At 45.7% G+C, this 265-nt stretch carries 1 protein-coding gene; it reads right to left on the bottom strand.

The genetic code is table 11. From position 1 onward, the window contains the following. Nucleotides 1-16 precede the first annotated feature (16 nt). Nucleotides 17-250, bottom strand: a complete 234-nt coding sequence (locus AC1RPU_RS08295) for a hypothetical protein (RefSeq protein ID WP_289856397.1) — start codon at nucleotides 248-250, stop codon at nucleotides 17-19. Between the last annotated feature and the right edge of the window lie 15 nt (nucleotides 251-265).

Here is a 265-nt window from a genome sequence, read left to right on the forward strand (position 1 = left end):
GTACACCACTTTCCGATTATTTACTATCGCTTTTCTCGTCTTCGACAATTCGTTCAGCCGCGTTCAGTTCTACCGAAGATTCATGTTTCTTTGAATCTCGCATATTCTGATAAATGTGTTCGACAGCACCCCAGTGCCCGGGACCATATTCTTTTTCTGCTATCCCCTTGGCTTTATCCCACTTGTGCTCCAAACTTTCTTTGCTTCCTTTACCCTCGCGCGCGTCGTGGGTAATCTGACGTGACGGCATTTAAATCTCCTATAG

The organism is Dellaglioa sp. CoH-55-MRSF-7 (assembly GCF_056782235.1).